This window comes from Roseateles sp., from assembly GCF_039595295.1.
Taxonomy (GTDB): domain Bacteria; phylum Pseudomonadota; class Gammaproteobacteria; order Burkholderiales; family Burkholderiaceae_C; genus Roseateles.
Genome location: NZ_JBCNLU010000017.1, coordinates 19,813 through 40,938, shown reverse-complemented (window position 1 = coordinate 40,938; position 21,126 = coordinate 19,813). Strand labels below are relative to the sequence as shown.

General features: G+C 69.8%; 18 protein-coding genes. 5 read left to right on the top strand and 13 right to left on the bottom strand.

All coding sequences use genetic code 11. The features are described from left to right. The first annotated feature begins 11 nt into the window (after positions 1-11). Entirely contained in the window at positions 12-1,976 is a 1,965-nt protein-coding gene (mnmC, locus tag ABDW59_RS14070; RefSeq protein ID WP_343630469.1) for an FAD-dependent 5-carboxymethylaminomethyl-2-thiouridine(34) oxidoreductase MnmC, read from the top strand. Here mnmC and ABDW59_RS14065 read toward each other — a convergent pair. Together ABDW59_RS14065 and ABDW59_RS14060 are read right to left on the bottom strand one after the other, a co-directional pair. Next, the gene (locus tag ABDW59_RS14065; RefSeq protein WP_343630468.1) at positions 1,885-2,307 is read right to left on the bottom strand and encodes a hypothetical protein; all 423 of its coding nucleotides are present in this window, start codon (positions 2,305-2,307) and stop codon (positions 1,885-1,887) included. The two genes, mnmC and ABDW59_RS14065, sit on opposite strands and share 92 nt — an antisense overlap. 10 nt (positions 2,308-2,317) lie before the next feature. Then, on the bottom strand, positions 2,318-2,710 hold the full coding sequence (locus tag ABDW59_RS14060) for a hypothetical protein (RefSeq protein WP_343630467.1): 393 nt from the start codon (positions 2,708-2,710) through the stop codon (positions 2,318-2,320). Between the two features lie 453 nt (positions 2,711-3,163). Here ABDW59_RS14060 and ABDW59_RS14055 point away from each other — a divergent pair, with 453 nt between their 5' ends. Beyond that, the gene (locus ABDW59_RS14055; RefSeq protein ID WP_343630466.1) at positions 3,164-4,714 is read left to right on the top strand and encodes a methyl-accepting chemotaxis protein; all 1,551 of its coding nucleotides are present in this window, start codon (positions 3,164-3,166) and stop codon (positions 4,712-4,714) included. 121 nt (positions 4,715-4,835) lie between these two features. Here the strand turns inward: ABDW59_RS14055 and rpiA are convergent, their stop codons facing one another. From rpiA to ABDW59_RS14025, 6 genes are all read right to left on the bottom strand, one after another. After that, the gene (gene rpiA, locus ABDW59_RS14050; protein WP_343630465.1) at positions 4,836-5,495 is read right to left on the bottom strand and encodes a ribose-5-phosphate isomerase RpiA; all 660 of its coding nucleotides are present in this window, start codon (positions 5,493-5,495) and stop codon (positions 4,836-4,838) included. A 59-nt stretch (positions 5,496-5,554) separates the two neighbouring features. Further along, entirely contained in the window at positions 5,555-7,135 is a 1,581-nt protein-coding gene (locus tag ABDW59_RS14045) for a carotenoid oxygenase family protein (RefSeq protein WP_343630464.1), read from the bottom strand. A 17-nt stretch (positions 7,136-7,152) separates the two neighbouring features. Further along, on the bottom strand, positions 7,153-7,665 hold the full coding sequence (locus ABDW59_RS14040) for a DUF2141 domain-containing protein (protein WP_343630463.1): 513 nt from the start codon (positions 7,663-7,665) through the stop codon (positions 7,153-7,155). Between the two features lie 139 nt (positions 7,666-7,804). Continuing rightward, entirely contained in the window at positions 7,805-8,269 is a 465-nt protein-coding gene (locus tag ABDW59_RS14035; RefSeq protein ID WP_343630462.1) for a DUF6644 family protein, read from the bottom strand. A 65-nt stretch (positions 8,270-8,334) separates the two neighbouring features. Then, entirely contained in the window at positions 8,335-9,468 is a 1,134-nt protein-coding gene (locus ABDW59_RS14030; protein WP_343630461.1) for a 3-deoxy-7-phosphoheptulonate synthase, read from the bottom strand. A 10-nt stretch (positions 9,469-9,478) separates the two neighbouring features. Further along, positions 9,479-10,462 carry a DMT family transporter gene (locus tag ABDW59_RS14025; protein ID WP_343630460.1) on the bottom strand — a complete coding sequence of 328 codons (984 nt, stop codon included), beginning with the start codon at positions 10,460-10,462 and terminating at the stop codon, positions 9,479-9,481. A gap of 183 nt (positions 10,463-10,645) precedes the next feature. On the opposite strand from ABDW59_RS14025, the gene ABDW59_RS14020 reads away from it, so the two are divergent. After that, the gene (locus tag ABDW59_RS14020) at positions 10,646-11,596 is read left to right on the top strand and encodes a LysR family transcriptional regulator (protein WP_343630459.1); all 951 of its coding nucleotides are present in this window, start codon (positions 10,646-10,648) and stop codon (positions 11,594-11,596) included. Between the two features lie 101 nt (positions 11,597-11,697). After that, positions 11,698-12,738: a quinone-dependent dihydroorotate dehydrogenase gene (locus tag ABDW59_RS14015; RefSeq protein ID WP_343630458.1), complete on the top strand. Its 1,041-nt coding sequence runs from the start codon at positions 11,698-11,700 to the stop codon at positions 12,736-12,738. A gap of 68 nt (positions 12,739-12,806) precedes the next feature. Here ABDW59_RS14015 and ABDW59_RS14010 read toward each other — a convergent pair whose 3' ends face one another. The 5 genes from ABDW59_RS14010 to parE form a co-directional block, all read right to left on the bottom strand. Then, positions 12,807-13,298 carry an FxDxF family PEP-CTERM protein gene (locus tag ABDW59_RS14010; RefSeq protein WP_343630457.1) on the bottom strand — a complete coding sequence of 164 codons (492 nt, stop codon included), beginning with the start codon at positions 13,296-13,298 and terminating at the stop codon, positions 12,807-12,809. 154 nt (positions 13,299-13,452) lie between these two features. Next, a complete protein-coding gene (gene parC / locus ABDW59_RS14005; protein ID WP_343630456.1) occupies positions 13,453-15,801 on the bottom strand; it encodes a DNA topoisomerase IV subunit A in 2,349 nt (782 codons plus the stop codon). Positions 15,802-15,872: 71 nt separating this feature from the next. Continuing rightward, positions 15,873-16,598, bottom strand: coding sequence for a lytic transglycosylase domain-containing protein (locus tag ABDW59_RS14000; protein WP_343630455.1), 726 nt, complete (start codon positions 16,596-16,598; stop codon positions 15,873-15,875). Continuing rightward, positions 16,595-17,155 carry a GNAT family protein gene (locus ABDW59_RS13995; protein ID WP_343630454.1) on the bottom strand — a complete coding sequence of 187 codons (561 nt, stop codon included), beginning with the start codon at positions 17,153-17,155 and terminating at the stop codon, positions 16,595-16,597. Before ABDW59_RS13995 ends, ABDW59_RS14000 begins: the two co-directional genes overlap by 4 nt. A gap of 95 nt (positions 17,156-17,250) precedes the next feature. After that, complete coding sequence (gene parE / locus ABDW59_RS13990) at positions 17,251-19,239, bottom strand: DNA topoisomerase IV subunit B (protein ID WP_343630453.1); 1,989 nt, start codon at positions 19,237-19,239, stop codon at positions 17,251-17,253. A gap of 277 nt (positions 19,240-19,516) precedes the next feature. Between parE and ABDW59_RS13985 the strand changes: the two genes are divergently transcribed. Then, positions 19,517-21,124: an amidohydrolase family protein gene (locus tag ABDW59_RS13985; RefSeq protein WP_343630452.1), complete on the top strand. Its 1,608-nt coding sequence runs from the start codon at positions 19,517-19,519 to the stop codon at positions 21,122-21,124. Positions 21,125-21,126: the final 2 nt, after the last annotated feature.

The following is a 21,126-nucleotide window of genomic DNA, read 5'->3' as shown; positions in this document are numbered from 1 at the left end:
CCCGCTGAGCCATGAAGACCGCGCCCATCCTCCCGGCCCGCGTCGACTTCTCCGACGCCGCCCTGCCCCGCTCGCCCGATTTCGACGACGGCTATCACTCGCCCGCCGGCGCCTTCGCGCAGGCGAGCTACGTCTTCCTGAACGGCAACGGCCTGCCGGGACGCTGGGCCGGGCGCACGCGCTTCGTCGTGCTGGAAACCGGCTTCGGACTGGGCAACAACTTCCTGGCGACCTGGGCCGCCTGGCGTGACGATCCCCAGCGCTGCGAGCGGCTGGTCTTCCTCAGCATCGAGAAGCATCCGCTGACGCGCGAGGACCTGGCGCGAGCGCATGCGGCCTCGCCGGCGCCCGGGCTCGCTCGCCAGCTGCTGGACGCCTGGCCCTCGCTGACGCCCAACCTACACACGCTGGACTTCGAGGACGGCCACGTGCGGCTGATGCTTGCCTTCGGCGATGCGCGCGAGTGGCTGCCGGAGCTGGTGGCGCAGGTGGACGCCTTTTTCCTCGACGGCTTCGCGCCGGCGAAGAACCCGGAGCTGTGGGATGAGCGCATCTTCAAGCAGGTCGGCCGCCTGGCCGCCGAGGGCGCGACGGCAGCCACCTGGAGCGTCGCGCGCGGCGTGCGTGACGGACTGTCGACAGCCGGATTCACGGTGGAGAAGCGTCCGGGGCTGGCGGGCAAGTGGTCGATGAGCGTCGCCACCTTCGCGCCTCGCCATCGCGCACCCACGGCGCCGGGGCGCGCGGCGATCACGCCCGCCGCGAAGGAGGTGCTGATCATCGGCGCCGGCCTCGCGGGCGCCGCCTGCGCGCGGGCGCTGACTCGCGAAGGCCTGCGATGCACGGTACTGGAAGCGGGCCCCACGCCCGCCACACAGGCCTCGGGCAATCCGGGCGGACTCTTCCACGGAACGCTGCATGCGGAGGACGGCCTGCATGCGCGCTTCAGCCGGGCCGCAGCGCTCGCGACGGAGCGCGAGCTGCGCCGCATCGCATCGCAACTGCCCTGGCTGCAGTGGGGCCTGCTGCGCGTGGAGCGGCAGCCGCAGGCGCTCGACGAGATGCGCGCGCTGCTGAGCCACGGCGGCCTGCCGGACGATTACGTGCAGGCCCTCGATGCCGAGGCCGCGAGCGCCAAGGCGGGCGTCGCGCTGGCTCAACCGGCATGGTTCTTCCCGGGCGGAGGCGCGGTCTCGCCGCCCGCGCTCGTGCAAGCCTGGCTGGACGACGAGCGCATCGCGCTTCGCGTGAACACGCGGGTCGCCGCGCTGCGACACGACGAGAACGACGCCCGCTGGTCCGCGTTGGATGAGCGCGGCGAGATCATCGCCGCGGCCGATGCGGTCGTGCTGTGCGGCGGGATCAGCAGCCCATCGCTGGTGTCAGCCTGGAGCGCTGGCCCCGCTTGGCCGTGGATCTCACAGCGTGGGCAGTTGAGCGTGATGTCAGCGGATCAGAGGGATCAGAGGGAGCACGCCGATCAAGCGGATCGGAAGCCGCCGGTCCTGGCGATGCCCGTCGCGGGCCTGGGCTACGCCTTGAGCCTGCCGGACGGACGACTCTGTTTCGGTGCCAGCGCGGATGCGGGCGATCGGGATCCCTCGCTGCGCCAGGCTGATCAGGCACAGAACCTCCAGCGGCTGCGGCAGCTGCTTCCCGCGTCGAACATCCCCGATCAGCTGCCGCTGGCCGGCCGTGTCGGCTGGCGCAGCCTGATGCCGGATCGCCTGCCCCTGGTCGGCGCGCTGCCCTCGGCCGAACCCTCGCAACGCGCGGAACAGGCCCGGTTCTGGCCTCGGCAGCCGGGCTTGATGGTGATGGGCGCCCTCGCCTCACGCGGGTTGACCTGGGCGACGCTGTGCGCGGACCTGCTTGCCGCGCAGCTCACGGGAGCGCCGTGGCCTGTCGAGTCGAGCCTGGCGGAGGCGCTGGATCCCGCGCGGTTCGGGGCGAAACAGCGTCGGAGCGCTGGCTGATCGAACTCGTCACCAGCGCCTTCATCGCGGACATCTGCGCGGTGGTGTAGCCGGTCAGGCCGATCGCCGCGACGCCAAAGCTGATCATCGTGCCGATCAGCCAGCGCTCGAGCTTGGTCATCGAGTGATGCATCTCGGAGCGGAGCTGCGCAAAGCCCTGCGCCATCTCCGCCCGGAGCTCGCCTCGCACCTGCTCCACGCTTTCTCGCGTCGCCAAGGTCGGGAGCACAACCGCCCACCGCACCTCCAGGGCCAACACCCGATCCGACACCGTGGGGTCAAACGGCTCCAGCCGCTCGCGTATGGCGCGTTGATATTCGATCGCTTCCATGGTCATCTCCTTATGACGGAACGCCATCGCCGATGGCTTCGAGACTCGCGCCGGCCATGCCGACGTCGACTCTCCCCTGCGCCCGGGACATCTGCGGCGCCAGCACGATCGCCATGGCGGCCACGGTCAGGGCGCTGACGCTGATCAGCGTGCCGATGAACCACTTGGCCATGCCGGCATAGGACTCATGAATCTCGGCGCGCAGCAGACCGAATCCCTCCTTCATCTCACCACGCACCACCTCCAGGTCCGCGCGGGTCGCAAGCGTCGGAATCACGGCGTCCCACTTCGTCTCCAGCGAGATCACCCGCGCGTCGACCGCACCGACCCTTGAATCCAGCCTTTCCACCTTTGTCTCGAGGGTCCCGATCCGGGAATCGAGCGCCTCGACCTTGGTCTCCAAGGTTCCGATTCGGGACTCGAGCGATCCCACTCGCGTGTCCAACGTCCCGATCCGGGAGTCCAAGCCCTTCAGGTGGGTGACCACACCGCCGTCTCTCACCGCAGCATCCATTGCCACTCCTTCACACCAGCGAGCCCTCGCCCGCACAGACGAGAAACTCTGCCACCACGAGGCCGCGTCAAAAGCGATTCCGGGGGCTCCTCCCCCATCAACTGACGGCGGACTGACGGGAGCTTGCGCAAGCTCAAGTCCTGGCGAACGACACCCCCGCCGCGATGGCGCTCATCCCCCAAGATGCTGGCTGGGGTCGGGCTTTGCTCCCCCTCCCGGACGTGACGGAAGACGCACAGTCGGCCGCCGCCGTCGTCTGCTGTTTAAGTTTTCCTCATGCCGGTCGATACGCAACGGAAGCGCCCTGAAAGCGGGCGCGTTTTCACTATTCGGGGACATTTCATGATTCATCTCGTGGCGGGCCGCACGATCGGCCAGCGTCTAGGCCTGGTGCTGGGACTGGTGCTGTTGATTTCCTTCGTCGGCTCCGGCCTGAGCTACCTGGCCCTGGGCCGCGTCGCCGCCGAGACGGGCACCATGTACAACCAGGACCTGGCCGCCGAGCGCGTGGCCTCGGACTGGTTCCGCAACATCACCAACGGCGTGAACCGCACCAGCGCCATCGCCGTGAGCGCCGACGCCAGCCTGGCCCAGTTCTTCGCCACGATCTCGGCCGACTCGACCAAGCAATCCGGCGAGCTGCAGAAGAAGCTCGAGACCTACATGGTCACGCCGGAAGAGCGCCAGATGTTCGACACGCTCAGCCAAGCGCGCAAGGGCTACCTGAGCACCCGCGACGCCGTCTCCGCCGCCAAGAAGGCCGGCGAGTCCGACAAGGCGCGCGAAGTCTTCGACCGCGACTTCCAGCCCGCCGCGGCAAAGTTCCAGGACGCCATCCAGGCCATCGTGCAGCACAAGCGCGCGCAGCTGGACAAGGCCGCCGAGCACGTCGACTCGACCAACGCCAGCGCCCGCACCTCGCTGCTGGTGTTCTCGCTGATCGCGTTGGCGCTGGGCGTGTGGTTCTCGGTGTCGCTGACGCGCTCGATCACCCGGCCGCTGCAAGGCGCGGCCGGCGTGGCCGACGCCATCGCCAACTTCGACCTGACGCAGCGGGTGCCCGCGGGCGGTCGTGACGAGACCGGCCAGCTGCTGGGCTCGCTCAGCGGCATGCAGGAGCAGCTGCTCAAACTGATCGGCGATGTGCGAGGCTCGGCCGAGAGCATCGGCACCGCCAGCGCCGAGATCGCCACCGGCAATCACGACCTGAGCGCGCGCACCGAGCAGACGGCGTCCAACCTGCAGGAAGTGGCGGCCTCGATGACGCAGCTGACCGGCACGGTGCGCCAGACCGCCGATTCCGCGATGACGGCCAATCAGCTGTCGAGCTCGGCGGCCGAGACCGCGCAGCGCGGTGGCGCGGTGATGGGTCAGGTGGTGAGCACGATGGGCGAGATCAGCGACAGCTCGCGCCGCATCGCCGACATCATCGGCACGATCGACGGCATCGCCTTCCAGACCAACATCCTGGCGCTGAACGCGGCGGTAGAAGCGGCACGCGCGGGCGAGCAGGGTCGAGGCTTCGCGGTCGTGGCCGGCGAGGTCCGGTCGCTGGCGCAGCGCAGCGCGGAAGCGGCCAAGGAGATCAAGACCCTGATCGGCGCCAGCGTCGAGCGGGTGGAATCGGGTTCGCGCCTGGTCGAGGACGCGGGCGGCGCGATGACGGAGATCGTCGCCAGCGTGCAGCGCGTGGCCGACATCATCGGAGAGATCAGCGCCGCGGCCCGCGAGCAGAGCGACGGCATCAACCAGGTCAATGCCGCGGTGGGTCAGCTCGACCAGATGACGCAGCAGAACGCCGCGCTGGTGGAGGAATCCGCCGCCGCCGCGGAAAGCCTGAAGGAGCAGTCCCAGCGACTGGCCACGGCGATCTCGGTGTTCCGTCTGCGCTGAGCGCCGGGACGCGTCATGCAAATCGGGGCCCGCGGGCCACGATTTGCTTTGGCGCCGAGCCGATCTCCACATTCCATGGATTCGAATCCATGATTTGTGGATCTCGCAGCGGAGAGGATGCTCAGAACGTCATCGTCCTCACGCCCTGCGCCGTGCCCAGCAGGCACACGCCGGCTTTGTTGCGGGCGAACACGCCCACGGTGACCACGCCCGGCCACTGGTTGACGTCGGCCTCGAACGCCGCCGGGTCGGTGATCTTCAGACCCTTGACGTCCAGGATGTGGCAGCCGTTGTCGGTGACGCAGTCCTTGCGCAGCACCGCCTCGACGCCCATCGCGCGGAAGCGGCGCGCGATCTGCGCCGCCGCCATCGGGATCACCTCCACCGGCAGCGGGAAGGCGCCCAGCGCCTGCACCAGCTTGCTCTCGTCGGCGATGCAGACGAAGGTCTTGGCCAGATCGGCCACGATCTTCTCGCGCGTGAGCGCCGCGCCGCCGCCCTTGATCATGTGGCCGCCGTGGTCGATCTCGTCGGCGCCGTCGATGTAGACCTGCAGCGACTCGACCTCGGCCGCGTCCAGCACCGGGATGCCCAGCGCCTTCATCCGCTCCGTGCTGCGCACCGAGCTCGACACCGCGCCCGCGATCCGGATGCCGCTGGCGGCCAGCGCGTCGATGAACTTGTCCACCGTCGAGCCCGTGCCCACCCCGACCACCGTGTCCGGCGTCACGTACTGCAATGCGGCCTGGCCGACCAGGGTCTTCAATTCGTCTTGGGTCATGGGGTGCTCGGGAGAGGAATGAGGGAACGGAAGCCGCGATTATCGCGGCCCGCCACGGCTCAGCCCGCGTAGAACCGCCCATGGAAGCCCAGCGGCACCCAGTACGGCAGCCAAGCGCGCGCCACAGGACCGTCCTCCAGGCGCTGCGCTTCGAAGACCGTGGCGAAGCTGCGCTGACGCTTGACGTCGTAGCCCGTGCCCAGCAGCCAGCCCTCCCCCTCGCGCGTGGAGCCCGGCTTGGGCACCAGCAGCTGCTCTTCGAGCATGACCGGCTCGTCGAAGCCGAAGCGCTGGCGCGCGCCGGTCTCCATGTCCAGGCGCATGACGCCGTCGAAGCCCCAGCGGCGCGGATCGTTCACCCGCACCGGGTAGTAGACGTAGCGATTGCGCCGCCCGACCACGCGCGGATCGACGACCGGAAACTCCACCGATTCATCGCGCGTCGCCAGGCGCGGCTCGCCGCCCTTGAGAGGCAGCCGCAGCAAACGCGGCTGCGAGGGCACCGACTCGCTGCGATGGCCGGACATCAGCCGCGCGATACGGGCGTTGAACTCGGGCAGCGGCGGCGCCTCGACGTAGTCGACGACCAGCTCATCCGCCGTCTCCCAGGCGTTGCCGAAGTGGAAGACCATGGTGGCCGGCAGCTGGTACCAGCGCGGCGTCAGCGTCTCCTTGTCCAGCACCAGCACGCGGGTGCCCTGCTCCTCGCGCCATTGCATGGACTCGACCATGCTGGCGCCCTTTTGCAGGCGCGCCGCGTCCAGCGTGATCGGCGCGAGCAGAAAGACCAGGTGCCGCTCCGACACCGCGAAGTCGTGGACCATCGCCGACATCGGCATCGACAGCACCTGATGCCGGCTGAGCGTCCCGTCGCGGCCGATGCGGTAGACGGCCAGATGCCGCGAGCTCGCGCCGAAGTTCCAGACCGTGCCGTCCGGCTCGACCTTGGGGTGCGCCGAGAACGGCATCCCGCGCAGTTCCGCCGCCCAGGTCTTGGGGCCGACCGTCGCCAGCGAGCCGGCGTCCAGCTCGTAGGCGCTGCCGCCCTCCCACAGCGCGTAGAGCCGGTCCTGCAGGCGCAGCACGCTGGTGTTGGCGACGTTGATGCTGTCCGGCCCGGTCAGCGGGCGCTGCGGCGGAATGGCCGTCCCCAGCGTCGGCAACAGGAACTGGCCGGCCTGACGCTCCGCCTCGAACTTGGTCGTGCGGACGAAGCGCGCTTGATGGCGAGCCCGGCCGCCCTCGAAGCGCCAGGCCTGCACCAGGCCGTCGCCGTCGAACCAGTGGCGGTAGCGCTCGCCGCCGCGGCTCAGCAGGCCGGGACCGTTGCGGTACAGCGTGCCTTGCAGCTCGCGCGGCCAGCGGCCTTCGATGCGGAGCTCGGCGGCGGCGCGGTCCTCGCCGGACCAGCCGCGCAGCGGCAGCAGCTCGGGCGCTTCGGCGACGGCGCGCTCGAAGTCCTCGGCGCTGAGCGCGGCGGCGCCGTTGGCCAGATGCGCGGACGTGGCCAAGGCTTCGCCGGCGCGGGCCAGCACCAGGCGGGGCGACGCGACCGCGCTGGCCGCCAGCGCCGAGGCGGCTCCGGCGCGCAACAGCTGGCGACGATCCATGGGGGAGTGCGTCATGGAGGAGCGGTCCATCTCGTTCTCCTCGAGGATCAGGGTTGAGCCGGCAGGCGGATCGCGTGGCGGGTGGTGCCGGCGGGCAGCGCGGCCTGATCGAAGCTCGGCGGACCGAAGTTGCCTTGCGCCTGGCGCGAGAAGGCATAGGGCTCGGTGGGCATGCCCATCATGTTGCTGTCGAGCTTGCCGTTCCCGTTCAGGTCCTGGAACACCGAGATCGCCAGCGGACCGTCGGGCAGGCCGCTCAGGCGCAGCTTGACCACGCCGTCCTTGAGCTCGCTCAGCGCGGCGCGTCCGACCGCCGTCGGCTTGCGCAGCCAGACGTCCGCGCCGACGTAGACGGCGACCAGCACCTGTCCGGACTTGTCAGAGGCCTTGTCGGCGTTCTTCTCGGCGAGCTTCTCGGCGCTGACGGCCGTCACCCCGCTGACCTCGACCTCAAGATCCGCCGCTCGCGCCATCGGCGCGCCCAGCAGCAGCGCGACACCGGTCAGCGCCGTGGCCGCGGCCAGTGGGAGGGAGAACTTGCGGAAGGGTCGAATCGTCATGGCGGGCTCCTGAGGGCGACCCGGGCATCGGGTCGATGGAGCGCACTCTAGGAAGACGGCCCGGCGCGGCGAAGCGGCTTGGGACGAAGCGCCAGCCGACGGCGCGAAATGCGGGAGGCGGTCGCCAGATGCAGCGGGCTCAGGCCACGCCGATCCAGCGTCCGCAGGCGATCACCGCGATCCACAGCGCCAGCGAGAGCAAGCCCTGGGCGCGGGCCAGGCGGTCGGGCACCGCCTCACCTCGCGGTCCGGGCGATCCGGTCCGGCCCAGGGCGACACGGCGGTGGAACCACAGCGCGTTCAGGCCCGCGATCAGGATCAGCACCAGCTTCACGCGGAAGGCCCGGCTGGCCCAGACCTCGTCCGCATGGGCGGCGAACATCAATCCGCCCGTCACCAGGCACAACGCGAAGCCGGCCAGCGCCACGGGCACGGCGAGCCGCGCCAGCGTGACGGGGTCCAGCGTGCTCGCCCGCCCCAGCAGACGCAGATCCAGAATCAGCAGCCCCCCGAAGAGCGTGCCCAGCCCGATCAGATGCAGCACCGTCAGCGCCGGATAGATCCAGGGGTGCCAGGCGACCAGTCCGGAGAGACCGCTCAGCATGGGTCAGCGGGGCGGCTCATGGAGGCGGCGCCGGCGGCGTGCAGCGGCGACGGTGGGCCGGGGGGTCAGGCCTTGCGCCGTTCGCGGCGCTGACGCACGGCGGCGGCCAGATCGCGCAGCAGCGGCTCGGTCTGGCTCCAGCCCAGGCAGGCGTCGGTGATGGACACGCCCGGCAGCAGGTCGGCCTTGGTCTGGCCGTCCAGCAGGTCCTGACGGCCCGGCTGCAGGTGGGACTCCACCATCACGCCGGTGATGCGGGCGTCGCCGCCGGCGATCTGCGCGCCGACGTCACGACCGACGTCGATCTGGCGCTCGAATTTCTTCGACGAGTTGGCGTGCGAGAAATCGATCATCAGCTGCTGGCGCAGGCCCGCCGCCTTCAGCACCTCGGCCGCCGCCTGCACCGAGGCGGCGTCGTAGTTCGGCGCCTTGCCGCCGCGCAGGATCAGGTGGCAGTCGTCATTGCCGCGGGTCTCGAAGATCGCCGCCAGGCCCATCTTGGTCATGCCCATGAAGGCGTGGCTGGCGCGCGCCGCGAGCACCGCGTCCGAGGCGACCTTCACCGAGCCGTCGGTGCCGTTCTTGAAGCCCACCGGGCAGGACAGGCCGGACGCCAGCTGGCGGTGGCTCTGGCTCTCGGTCGTGCGGGCGCCGATGGCGCCCCAGGCGATCAGGTCGGAGATGTACTGCGGAGACAGCAGGTCCAGGAACTCGGTGCCCGCCGGCAGGCCCAGCGCGGTCACGTCCAGCAGCAGCTGGCGCGCCAGCCGCAGGCCTTCGTTCATGTGGAAGCTGCCGTCCAGGAAGGGATCGTTGATGTAGCCCTTCCAGCCGACCGTCGTGCGCGGCTTCTCGAAGTAGACGCGCATCACGATCAGCAGATCGTCCTTGAGCTCGTCGCGCAGATCCTTCAGCAGCCGGGCGTAGTCCATGGCCTGGCCGTGGTCGTGGATGGAGCACGGCCCCACCACGCACAGCAGACGGTCGTCCGTGCCGTGCAGCACCGCGCTGATCTCCTGTCGCGCGGTCTCCACCACCTGCTGCGAGCGCTCCGGCAGCGGCAGCTGGTCGAGCAGCAGCGCGGGAGAGATCAGCGGGCGGACCGCGTCGATGCGCGTGTCGTCGGTACGGGTGGCGTCGCGGGTGCCGTCGGCGGTGCCGACTTCCCGGTCTTGCTGCGGGTGGTCAAGGTTCTTCATGGCCGGCGGATTATCCGCCCGTGCGCGTGCGCGAAGCCAGACCCACGGCCAGCGCCGAGACGACGAAACCCAACACCGCCATCGCGCCCAGGCGCTCGCCCAGGAAGGCCGCGCCCATCAGCGCCGAGACGCCGGGGATCAGGAAGAACAATCGGGCGACCGCGGCGGCCTGGCCGCGCCGGATCATCACGAACATCAGGCTGAAGGCGCCGATCGAGTTCACCAGCCCCAGCCACAGCGTCGAGGCGACCAGCTCCACGCTCCAGTCCGGGGCGACGGGCTCGCGCCACAGGGCCAGCGCCAGCACCGCCAGCGCGGACACCGACATCTGCACGCCGCTGCCGGTGCGCAGGTCCATGCCGGCGCAGAAACGCTTCTGGTAAAGCGTGCCGGCCACCAGACCGCCCAGGCCCAGCAGCCCCGCGCCGTAGGCGGCCCAGGCGCCCTCGCCGCCCGTGAGCACCGGCCGTCCCGCGATCACCAGGCCCACGCCCGCCGCGCCGCCCAGCAGCCCCAGCCATTGGCGCGTGGACAGGCGCTCCGCCAGCCAGAGATGCGCGCCCAGCGCGGTGGCCAGCGGCATCATCCCGATCAGCAGCGCGGCGATGCCGGCCGGCAGCCCCTGCCGGATCGCCCAGTAGACGCCGGAGAAGTGCAGCACCTGCATCAGCAGTCCGACGACGCCCAGATGCAGCCAGTCGCGCGCGGTCTGCGGCCAGGGCGCGCGGGTCACCAGCGACACGACGATCAGCACCAGCGCCGCCAACCCGAAACGCAGCGCCAGCAGCGTGAACGGGCCCGCGTGCGGCAGCGCCAGCTTGCCGGCCACGTAGCCGGTGCTCCACAGCAGGATGAAGAGCAGCGGCATGCTCAGCGCCACCAGTTGCGCGAGCCGATCCGGCCCCGGCGCGGATGCCGGGACCGCCGGCGCGGGTCGGGCGAGACTCATCGAGAGGCGCTGATTCAGCGAGGACGCGGAGGCGGAGGTCGACATGGCGGGCTCCAAGGTGAAAGGCGGCGGGGCGGAGGCCTCGGAAGGCGATGGCTGAACTCTAGGAATCCAGCCTTCCGGACACAATCCACTCTCGATTCATTTCAGCGTTTCCATTTGGATGACAATCGCGTCATTCCGGCGACGCTGTCCGCCGGTTCATCCGATCGGAGGGGGGAGCGCGTCATGGGTCGACTCGAGGATCTGCAGGCCTTCAGCCGTGTCGTCGACGCGCGCAGCTTCTCGGGCGCGGCCAAGCTGCTGGGCACGACGAAATCGGCGGTCAGCAAGCAGGTGGCCAGGCTGGAGCAGCAGCTCGGCACGCGGCTGCTGCATCGCACGACGCGCAGCATCAGCGCCACCGCCGAGGGCCGCGGCGTCTACGAGCGCGCCCAGCGCCTGCTCGAGGAAGCGCAGGCCCTGGATGCCGAACTCGCCGGCCAGCGTGAGCAGCCGCGCGGCGTGCTGCGGCTGAGCACCTCCACCGCCTTCGGCAACCTGCAGTTCACCGCGCTGATGGTGGACTTCTGCGCGCAGCATCCGCAGCTGCAGGTGGTGTTGGGCCTGAACGATCGTTACGTCGATCTGGCCGAGGAAGGCTTTGACGTCGTGCTGCGGCTCACCGGCCGGCCCAGCCCCGGGCTGGTCGCGCGCAAGCTGGCCGAGGTGCGCTTCGTGCTGTGCGCCTCGCCGGGCTATCTGGCGACCCATGGAACGCCGGACTCGGTGGCGGCGCTGGCGGAGCACCGCTGTCTGCGCTTCGGCTATCTGCATGCGCCGGAGCGCTGGCGCTTCCGGCATCCGACCGAGGGCGAACGCGAGGTGGAGATCTCCGGCGCGCTGCGCTTCGAGAGCGGCCTGACCGCCAACAGCAGCGAGTCGCTGCGCATCGCGGCGCTGGCGGGCATGGGCCTGGCGGTGCTGCCGACCTACGCCATCGGGCGCGACCTGCGCGAGGGCCGCCTGACCGCGCTGCTCCCGGATTGGACGCCGCTGGGCGGGCCGGCCGAGGCCAACGGGCTCTACGCGGTCTATCTGCCCAGCCGCTTCCCCAGCCCCAAGGTGCGGGCGCTGATCGATTTTCTGGTCGAGCGTTTCGGCGACGTGCCGCCCTGGGACCGGCCGTCAAGCCCCTGAGGGCCCGAACGGGCTAGGGCGAGTTCCCCATCACCGTTCGCACGCGGCGCGCGCGTCGCGTCGGGGCCGTGCGAGGGGCGATGAGACAATGCCGCCCCATCATGTCCCTGATCCCCTACGGCCTCACTCGTCCCTTCCTGTTCGGCATGGACCCCGAACATGCCCATGAACTGACGCTGGGCAGCATCGCGCGCCTCCAGAACACCCCGCTGCAATGCGCCTGGGCGCAGACCCGCGTCCAGGACCCGGTCACCGTCGCCGGCCTGCGCTTCCCCAATCGCATCGGACTGGCTGCGGGCCTGGACAAGAACGGCCGTTGCATCGACGGCCTGGGCGCGATGGGCTTCGGCTTCATCGAGGTCGGCACGGTCACGCCCAAGGCGCAGCCCGGCAACGACAAGCCGCGCATGTTCCGCCTGCCGGCGAAGCAGGCCCTGATCAACCGCCTGGGCTTCAACAACGAGGGCCTGGACTCGTTCATCGCCAACGTGAAGCGCTCGCACAGTTTCCGCCACCACGGCGGCCTGCTGGGCCTGAACATCGGCAAGAACGCCGCGACGCCGATCGAGAACGCGGTCGACGACTACCTGCTCGGCCTGGAGGGCGTGTTCCCGCACGCCGACTACATCACCGTCAACATCTCCAGCCCCAACACCAAGAACCTGCGCCAGCTGCAGAGCGACGAGGCGCTGGATGCGCTGCTCGGTCCGCTGCAGGCGCGCCGGCTGGCACTGCAGGAAGCCAGCGGCCGCACCGTGCCGCTGTTCGTGAAGATCGCACCGGACCTCGATGAAGACCAGGTCGCCGTGATCGCCGCCAGCCTCAAACGCCACGGCATCGACGGCGTGATCGCGACCAATACGACGATCGCGCGCGACGCGGTGCAAGGTCTGCCGCATGCGAATGAGACCGGCGGCCTGTCCGGCGCGCCCGTGTTCGAGGCCAGCAACCGCGTGATCCGCCTGCTGCGCGCGGCGCTGGGCAGCGGCTTCCCCATCATCGGCGTGGGCGGCGTGCTCAGCGGCGACGACGCGCGTGCCAAGCTGCAGGCCGGCGCCGACCTGGTCCAGCTCTACACCGGTCTGATCTACAAGGGCCCCGCCCTGGTACCGGAATGCGCGAAGGCGATGGCGCGACTCTGATCGCCCCTGCAGCCTCTCCCCCCGCAACGAAAGAGCGCTCCATCGGAGCGCTCTTTTGCATGACAGGATCAGGCCTTGCGTCGCCGGGCCAAGAAGCCCAGGCCCGCGATCCCCGCGAGCATCAGCGCGTAGCTCGCCGGCTCCGGGACCGCGGAGGCGGCGACCGCCGTGGCCGTCGTGCGCAGCACCGCGAAGTTGGGAATGCCCGCGCCGCTGAGCGAGCCGCTGGCCACCAGCTGATACGTGCCGGCCGCCAGATTGGCGAAGCTGAAACCGGTCGCGCTCGGATCCAGGTCGGTGTGGCCGTTCAGGCCGACGAACGAGAAGGACACCGACTGCAGCGGCAGCGTGCTGCCGCCCTCGAAGCCGATGGTGGTCGCCGCCAGCACCGAGCCGGTGACGTTCGAGGCCTGCGTCAACGTGAAGCTGCCCAGCACGACGTCTGAGAAGCTGCCCGTGGACGGGGTCAGCACCTGCGGCTCGAAGCTGAAGGTTTCCGCCGAGGCGGCGGCGCCGATCAGTGCCAGGGTCGCCCCCAGGGCGAGGGTCTTGAACTGCATAAAGAACTCCGTTCCGCATGACGAACTCATGCGTGACGGAGTTTGCATGTCGACCCTTGGCCACGTCTTGCCGGAAAACGGCGAGAGTTGTTGCAGAGGGTCACAGCCGTAAGAACGGGCGGACGCTCAGCCCGCCGTGATCAAACCGCCGTGATCACCCGGCCGTGATGCGCATCGGCTTGGTCATCAGATCGCAGGCCTTGCCCTTCTTGGCGCGCTTGCCGGCATAGGACGCCAGCGCCACGCCCTTGAGCGGCTCCTCCTTGGGCTTCTGCCCGCGGGCAAGACCCGACACCAGCAGCTGCGTCGTGAAGGCCGCGACGCTGACCAGCGCGTCCTTGGCCTCCAGGTCGATCAGCGTCAGACCGCGACCGCCCTTGGGCTGGTGCTTGAGCTCGTCGATCGCGAAGGTCAGCAGCCGGCCGTTCATGGACAGGCAGCCCACCTGGACGCCGGCGGCGGCCGCCGGCACGACCGACGGCGGCAGCGGACGCTCCTCGCCTTCCAGCGACAGGAAGCTCTTGCCCGCCTTCTGACGGCCCACCAGATCGCCGACCTCGGCCACCAGGCCGAAGCCGCCGGTGCCCGCGAGCAGCAGCTTCTGCGTCGCCGCGCCGGCGAAGTAATGCGCGATCTGCGTGCCCGACTCCAGCTCGATCAGCGTGGTGATGGGCTGGCCGTCGCCGCGGCCGCCCGGCAGCGCCGACACCGGCACCGAGTAAGCCCGGCCGTTGCTGCCCAGCACCACCAGCGGATCGACGCTGCGGCACGGGAACACCCCGTACAGCGCGTCGCCCGACTTGAAGCCCAGCGCGCCCGGATCGACCTCATGGCCCTTGAGCGCCCGCACCCAGCCCTTCAGGCTGACGACCACCGTCACCGGCTCGTCGACGATGCGGACCTCGGCCACCGCGCGCTTGTCCTCCTGGATCAGCGTGCGGCGCTCGTCGCCGTACTGCTTGGCGTCGGCCTCGATCTCCTTGATCACCGTGCGACGCAGCGTCGACGGGTTGTTCAGGATCTCCTCGAGCTTGCCGGCTTCCTCGCGCAGGTTCTTCAGCTCCTGCTCGATCTTGATGAACTCCAGCCGCGCCAGTTGGCGCAGTCGGATCTCCAGGATGTCCTCGGCCTGGCGTTCGCTCAGCTTGAAGCGCTCGATCAACGCGGGCTTGGGCTCATCCGAGTTGCGGATCAGCGCGATGACCTCGTCGATGTCCAGCAGGATCTGGTGGCGGCCTTCCAGGATGTGGATGCGGTCGCGGACCTTGTCCAGACGATGCTGCGTCCGGCGCGTGACCGTGTTCAAGCGGAAGCCGTTCCATTCGGTCAGGATCTTGCGCAGCGACTTCTGCACCGGCCGGCCGTCGTCGCCGACCATGGTCATGTTCAGCGGCGCCGAGGTCTCCAGGCTGGTGTGCGCCAGCAGCGTGTTGATCAGGTCCTGCTGATCGACCGCGCGGCTCTTGGGCTCCAGCACCAGGCGCACCGGGGCGTCCTTGTTGGACTCGTCGCGGGCCTTGTCCAGCACCGCCAGCACCGCGCCCTTGAGCTGCAGCTGCTCCGCGGTCACCGTCTTCTTTCCGGTCTTGACCTTGGGGTTGGTCAGCTCCTCGATCTCCTCCAGCACCTTGGCCGTGCTCACACCCTGGGGCAGCTCCGTCACGACCAGCTGCCACTGGCCGCGGGCCAGGTCCTCGATCTTCCAGCGCGCGCGCAGCTTCAGACTGCCGCGGCCGCTGTTGTAGGCCGCGCGGATGTCTTCGGCCGAGCTGATCAGCTGTGCGCCGCCCGGATAGTCCGGGCCCTTGATCAGACCGTAGAGCTCGTCGTCGCTGGCGTCCGGGCGCTTGAGCAGCAGCACCGCCGCCTCGGCGACCTCGCGCAAGTTGTGGCTGGGGATCTCGGTGGCCATGCCCACCGCGATGCCCGACGCTCCATTCAGCAGCACGAAGGGCAGCCGCGCCGGCAGCTCCTTGGGCTCCTCGTACGAGCCGTCGTAGTTGGGCTGGAAGTCGACCGTGCCCTGATCCAGCTCGTCCAGCAGCAGGCGCGAATAGATCGAGAGCCGCGCTTCCGTGTATCGCATCGCGGCGGCGTTGTCGCCGTCGCGGCTGCCGAAGTTGCCTTGGCCGTCGACCAGCGGATAGCGCTGGCTGAACTCCTGCGCCATGCGGACCATGGCGTCGTAGGCCGCCTGGTCGCCGTGCGGGTGGTATTTGCCCAGCACCTCGCCGACCACGCGCGCGCTCTTGACCGCCTTCGCGCCGGTGGCGCCGGTGAAGCCCAGTCCCAGCCGCTCCATCGTGTACAGGATGCGGCGCTGCACCGGCTTCTGGCCGTCGCTGTAGGACGGGAGCGCGCGGCCCTTCACCACCGACAGCGCGTACTCCAGATAAGCCTGCTGCGCGTACTGCGCCAGCTGCAGCGCATCGCCCGACGGGGTCTGCCCGCCCGGGCCGCCCGGCCCGTTGGGCGTCTCGAAATCAAAGGTCTCTTGTGTCATCTCGATGCTTGCCGGCCGGAGCCGGAAAAATACTTTCAGGTGATCTCTTGTCGATCGCGGCGGCACGCTGCTCAGCGCACCGGGGCCGCGACCATGGTCATCTGCCGCGCCTGGGCGCCCAGGCTGCGCTGCAGCAACGCCCAATACAGCTCCAGCACCAGGTGCACGTGAGCTTGCGTCTCGTCGATGTCAGGCATCTGACCGCCGGCGCGCCGCACCGCGCCCTCGCCCGCGTTCCAGGCCGCCAGTGCCGCGTCGATGCGGCCGAAACGCCGCGTCAGGTCGGCCAGCATGCGCGCGCCGATCAGCACGTTGGCGCGCGCCTCCGTCAGCACGGCCGGCCGCCGCAGCTCCTCCGCCGTCGCGTAGCGCTGCGCGGTCACCGGCGTGATCTGCATCAGCCCGGTCGCGCCGCGCGGCGACACCGCGTCCGCCTTGAAGCCGGACTCGACCGCGATGATGGCCTTGAGCAGCTCGACATCCACGCCAGTCGCCGCGGCCGCCTCGCGCAGATACGGCTGCACGGCCTTGACCTCGGGCGCGATGTCCAGCCAAGTCAGCATGCGCTGGCCGTGGTCGGTCTTGCCCGGCACCCGCTGGATGCCGCTGAACTGCGACATCACCGGCTGGAAGCGGCTGTCCACCTGCGTCGGCGCGAAATGCGCCATGCCCTGGGCGTCGACGTAACCCCAGAGTTCCGCATGCGCCGGCGTGAGCTTGGCGGCGAAGGCCGCCGCGACAGCCAACGCCAGACGCTTGCGGCTCAGAGGACGGCGAAGGTTCCGGCCATGGCTCATGTCGGCTCCTCGGCGCGCGCGACGCGCGCCTCGTACTCGCGCCGAAGCAGCGACATCACGATCAGGTCGTCGTAGGCCTCGCGGTCGCCCGCGCCGGCGATGCCGTCGGGCGCGGTCGAGCCTGGCTCGATCCGCACGCATTCGCGCAGCCGGCCCTCTTCGACATAGCCCTCGCTGCGGTACAGCGCCTGGGCGCGCTCATTGCGGCCCTTGACGTCCAGCCAGAAGCGATGCGCACCGAGCTGCTCGAACGCCATCTTCTTGAGCAGCCGCACGCACTGGCGCCCCACGCCCAGACCCTTGGGGCCGAGCACGATGCGCTTGAGCTCCACCGAGCGATTCGGGTTGCGGCAGCCCTGCAGGATCACGAAACCGGCGCGCTCGGCGTCGAGCTCCACGATGAAATGGCGCGCGTCCGGAAACCGGATCGCGCCCTCGTGCTGCGTGCGCTCCCAGGGGGTGATGAAGGGCCGGTTGGCCGCGTCCTGCTCCACGCCGACCACGAAGTCCAGATCGGACAGCATGGTCGGGCGCAAGGTGACGCGGTGCTCCAGCATGGCGGGGGTCCTGGCTCGGGCTTGCGGATTGCGGATTGCGGATTGCGGATTGCGGATTGCGGGTGGCGGTCAGCGGGTCGTCGCGGACGGGCCGCTCAGACGTCCACCTCGATGGCGTCGCCGTGCAGCTCCATCAACTCGCGCCGCGCCGCCGCCTCGCCCTTGCCCATCAGCTTGTTCATGGCGCCCTCGGTGTCGCCGATCTCCAGATCGCCGAACTGCACCTGCAGCAAACGGCGGGTCTCGGGATTCAGCGTGGTGTCCCAGAGCTGCTCGGCATTCATCTCGCCCAGGCCCTTGAAGCGGCTGATGCTCCAGCTGCCCTCGCGGGCGCCTTCCTTGCGCAGCTTGTCCAGGATGGCGGTCTGCTCGCCCTCGTCCAGCGCATAGAGCTTGGCCGCGGGCTTCTTGCCACGGGCGGGGGCGTCCACGCGGAACAGCGGCGGACGCGCGACGTAGACGTGGCCGGTCTCGATCAGCTTGGGGAAGTGGCGGAAGAACAGCGTCAGCAGCAGCACCTGGATGTGGGCGCCGTCCACGTCCGCGTCCGACAGGATGCAGATCTTGCCGTAGCGAAGGCCGCTCAGGTCGGGCTCGTCGTTCTTGCCGTGCGGGTCCACGCCGATGGCCACCGAGATGTCGTGGATCTCGTTGTTGGCGAACAGCCGGTCGCGTTCGACCTCCCAGGAATTCAGCACCTTGCCGCGCAGCGGCAGGATGGCCTGGGTTTCCTTGTCGCGCCCCAGCTTGGCGGAGCCGCCGGCCGAGTCGCCCTCGACCAGGAAGAGCTCGTTGTGCAGCAGGTCGGTGCTCTCGCAGTCGGTCAGCTTTCCCGGGAGCACGGCCACGCCGGAGCTCTTGCGTTTCTCCACCTTCTGCGCCGCGCGCTGGCGGGTCTGCGCCTGCTTGATGACCAGCTCGGCCAGCTTCTTGCCGTGCTCGACATGCTGGTTGAGCCACAGCTCCAGCGCCGGTTTGACGAAGGCCGACACCAGGCGCAGCGCGTCGCGCGAGTTCAGCCGCTCCTTGGTCTGGCCCTGGAACTGCGGATCCAGCACCTTGGCCGACAGCACGAAGCTGGCGCGCGAGAACACGTCCTCGGCCATCAGCTTCACGCCCTTGGGCGCGAGCGCATGCATCTCGATGAAACCCTTGACCGCGCCGAACAGGCCGTCCTTGAGGCCCGATTCATGCGTGCCGCCGGCCACCGTCGGGATCAGGTTGACGTAGCTCTCGCGCATGATCTGGCCTTCCTCGGTGAAGGCCACGCACCAGCTGGCGCCCTCGCCCTCGGCGAAATTCTCGCTCTCGGACGCGGTCGCGAACTGCTCGCCCTCGAAAAGCGGGATCAGCGGGTCGGCGGGGAGCGACTGCATCAGGTAATCGCGCAGGCCGCCCTTGTACGTCCAGGTCTGGGTCTCGCCGGTCTTCTCCTGCGTCAGCGTCACGGTGACGCCGGGCATCAGCACGGCCTTGGAGCGCAGCAGGTGGACCAGCTCGTTCTTGGGGAGGTCCGAGGCCTCGAAGTACTTCGCGTCGGGCCAGACGCGCACCGTCGTGCCCTGCTTGCGGTCGCCGGCCTTGAGCTCGGCCTTGCGCGCGGCCACCGGCTCGACGACGTCGCCGCCGGAGAAGGCCAAGGTCGCGACCTGGCCCTCGCGGTAGACCGTCACCTGCAGCCGCTTGGCCAGCGCGTTCGTGACGGACACGCCCACGCCGTGCAGGCCGCCGGAGAAGCTGTAGGCGCCGCCGCTGCCCTTGTCGAACTTGCCGCCGGCGTGCAGCCGGGTGAAGACGATCTCGACGACGGGGACGCCTTCTTCGGGGTGCAGGCCGAAGGGAATGCCGCGGCCGTCGTCCTCGATGGTGATCGAGCCGTCGGTGTGCTGGATGACCGCGATGCGCTTGCCGTGTCCGGCCAGCGCCTCGTCGGCCGCGTTGTCGATCACCTCCTGGATGATGTGCAGGGGGTTGTCGGTCCGGGTGTACATGCCCGGGCGCTGCTTGACCGGCTCCAGGCCCTTGAGGACGCGGATCGAGCCTTCGCCGTAGCTGCCCGGGGGAGTGACTGCTTTGGTTGCCATGGGGCGGGATTCTATGCAGCGTCCGCGCCCCTCTTGACCGCGCTCCCCACAGGTCCATTCCCATGAGGGAATCCCCGGCCTCCCCCCGGGGGAATCCCCGTACTTTGGAGGGCCCCCGCCCGGGGTGCGGTCGCCACGCGCGCGCATGCCGCACGAGGACGGCGCCGTCGCACGTCCGGTTACCGATCGGAGAAAAACCCGCCCCCGGGCCTGACGTAGCATCCGCCGCTTGTCCGCGCGCGACCGCAGGCGTGCGGACCCCCAACACCCCCGTGAGATGTCCCGTTTGATGCAATCCGTCCGGCCCGCGCTCGCGGCGGCCGTGGCCGCCCTGCTGGCGGTCCTGTCCGGCCCCGCCGCCGCCGACGACTACAAGGCCAGCCCGCAGATGGCGATGGAGTTGCGCCATGCGCGCTGGTTCGACGGCGAGAAGCTGCAGAGCGGCACGCTCTACGTCGAGGACGGCCGCTTCGTCGCCCAGCGCCCGCGCAAGGTCAACCGGCTGCTGGAGCTGCGCGGCCAGGTGCTGATGCCGCCGCTGGCCGAGGCCCACAACCACAACCTGCAAAGCGCCTGGGGCCTGGCCAAGTTCGGCCAGGACTATCTGCGCGACGGCGTGTTCTATGCCGCGATGCTCTGCGCCGACCCCGAATCGGTCGGCCCCATCCGCGACCGCATCGCCCAGCCGGAGACGCCGGACGTGCTGTTCGCCACCGCCTGCATCACCTCCTCGGACGGCCAGCCGCTGGCGATGCTGCAGTCGGGCAATCCGCCGATGTCGCTGGATCAGATCGTCGACAAGGCGGTGCTGATCATGGACACGCCGGACGACGTCGGCCGCAAATGGCCGCTGATCGCCGGCCGGCGCAGCGATCTGGTGAAGGTCATCATGAGCTACCACGACCGGCCCGAGCTGCGCGGCGTCGCCGAGGAGCGCGGCAAGCTGGGCGTCACGCCGGCGGTGGTCGCCGAGGTCGTGCGCCGCGCCCATGCGGAGAATCGCCGCGTGGTCGTTCACATCGAGAGCGCGGCCGACTTCGAGGCCGCCGTGCGCGCCGGCGCCGACTTCATCGCCGAGCTGCCCGGTTACTTCCCGCAGCACGGCGAGGAGCCCGAGTCGCACCTGCTCACGCCCGAGGTCGCCGCGCTGGCGGCCGAGAAACAGGTCGGCATCGTCACCGCGACGATCGCGACCCGGCTGTTCAATCCGCCGCCCGAGCTGCTGGCCCGCATCGAAGCGGTCCAGAAGCGCAACCTCGAACTGTTGAGCAAGGCCGGCGCGCGGCTGCTGGTGGGCTCGGACCTGTTCACCGGCAACGCGCTCAACGAGGTGCATCACCTGGACCAGCTGGGCGTGCTCGACAAGCCCGCACTGCTGAAGATGGCGACCATCGACACGCCGCTGGCGCTGTTCCCCAAGCGCAAGCTGGGCTGCTTCCAGCCGGGCTGCGAGGCCAGCTTCCTGGTGCTGATCGGCAACCCGCTCGAGGACCTGGACGCGCTGGACAAACCGCTCCTGCGCATCAAGCAGGGCCGCGTGCTGACGCAACTGGACGATGTGGCGGCCACCGCGGGCGAGGAGGACAACGCGCTCAACGCCAAACCCTCGTCCGGGAAACAGGCGACAGGCAAGAAGTCCAGTGCCAAGCCCGGCGCCAAATCGAGCGGCAAGTCCGGCACCAAGTCCACCGGCAAGGCGGCCACCAAGTCGAACGCGAAGTCGGCCCCGAAGGCGAGCGCGAAGGGCAAGACCACCAGCGCGCCGCCCAAGGCCGGCAAGACGCGCACGGCCGTCGCGGGTAAACCCTCGACCACCGCCAAGGCCGCCGGCAAGAAGACCACGACGGCCGGCATGACCGTCAACAAGGCGTCAGCCACCGCCTGACG

Coding starts and splice junctions, on each gene's coding strand:
- mnmC (WP_343630469.1), top strand. CDS start 12: ATGAAGACCGCGCCCATCCTCCCGGCCCGCGTCGACTTCTCCGACGCC.
- ABDW59_RS14065 (WP_343630468.1), bottom strand. CDS start 2,307: ATGGAAGCGATCGAATATCAACGCGCCATACGCGAGCGGCTGGAGCCG.
- ABDW59_RS14055 (WP_343630466.1), top strand. CDS start 3,164: ATGATTCATCTCGTGGCGGGCCGCACGATCGGCCAGCGTCTAGGCCTG.
- rpiA (WP_343630465.1), bottom strand. CDS start 5,495: ATGACCCAAGACGAATTGAAGACCCTGGTCGGCCAGGCCGCATTGCAG.
- ABDW59_RS14045 (WP_343630464.1), bottom strand. CDS start 7,135: ATGGACCGCTCCTCCATGACGCACTCCCCCATGGATCGTCGCCAGCTG.
- ABDW59_RS14040 (WP_343630463.1), bottom strand. CDS start 7,665: ATGACGATTCGACCCTTCCGCAAGTTCTCCCTCCCACTGGCCGCGGCC.
- ABDW59_RS14035 (WP_343630462.1), bottom strand. CDS start 8,269: ATGCTGAGCGGTCTCTCCGGACTGGTCGCCTGGCACCCCTGGATCTAT.
- ABDW59_RS14030 (WP_343630461.1), bottom strand. CDS start 9,468: ATGAAGAACCTTGACCACCCGCAGCAAGACCGGGAAGTCGGCACCGCC.
- ABDW59_RS14025 (WP_343630460.1), bottom strand. CDS start 10,462: ATGTCGACCTCCGCCTCCGCGTCCTCGCTGAATCAGCGCCTCTCGATG.
- ABDW59_RS14020 (WP_343630459.1), top strand. CDS start 10,646: ATGGGTCGACTCGAGGATCTGCAGGCCTTCAGCCGTGTCGTCGACGCG.
- ABDW59_RS14015 (WP_343630458.1), top strand. CDS start 11,698: ATGTCCCTGATCCCCTACGGCCTCACTCGTCCCTTCCTGTTCGGCATG.
- ABDW59_RS14010 (WP_343630457.1), bottom strand. CDS start 13,298: ATGCAGTTCAAGACCCTCGCCCTGGGGGCGACCCTGGCACTGATCGGC.
- parC (WP_343630456.1), bottom strand. CDS start 15,801: ATGACACAAGAGACCTTTGATTTCGAGACGCCCAACGGGCCGGGCGGC.
- ABDW59_RS14000 (WP_343630455.1), bottom strand. CDS start 16,598: ATGAGCCATGGCCGGAACCTTCGCCGTCCTCTGAGCCGCAAGCGTCTG.
- ABDW59_RS13995 (WP_343630454.1), bottom strand. CDS start 17,155: ATGCTGGAGCACCGCGTCACCTTGCGCCCGACCATGCTGTCCGATCTG.
- parE (WP_343630453.1), bottom strand. CDS start 19,239: ATGGCAACCAAAGCAGTCACTCCCCCGGGCAGCTACGGCGAAGGCTCG.
- ABDW59_RS13985 (WP_343630452.1), top strand. CDS start 19,517: ATGTCCCGTTTGATGCAATCCGTCCGGCCCGCGCTCGCGGCGGCCGTG.